The sequence below is a fragment of the Brevundimonas sp. UBA5936 genome, assembly GCA_002430835.1.
GTDB lineage: Bacteria > Pseudomonadota > Alphaproteobacteria > Caulobacterales > Caulobacteraceae > Brevundimonas.
Genome location: DJDA01000049.1, coordinates 40,593 through 40,855, shown reverse-complemented (window position 1 = coordinate 40,855; position 263 = coordinate 40,593). Strand labels below are relative to the sequence as shown.

The window sequence follows — 263 nt, the reverse complement described above, 5'->3', positions numbered from 1 at the left end:
CACCGCCGCCTCATAGGCCGCGCGCGAAGGCTCGGGCGTCAGGGCGCGGATCGCGGGCCGGTGCGCGCCCGAAGGCATGTCCCAGATGCGGTTGGCCGCGCGCTCGGGCAGGAACAGGCAGTCGTCGGCGCTGCGGTCGAACGGCAGGGCGCCGACCAGCAGACGCGGCGACGGCTCATCGGTTTCCGGGGCGACCGGCAGATCGGCGAAGAAGCGGCGCACGCGCGCGCCCAGGGTCGCTGCCGGTCCCGGCGTCAGGCGCT

Annotated in this window: 1 pseudogene; it reads right to left on the bottom strand. The window is 76.0% G+C overall.

The features are described 5' to 3' along the window. Positions 1-263: pseudogene (locus B2Y21_RS05435) on the bottom strand (isochorismate synthase); the annotation flags it as partial.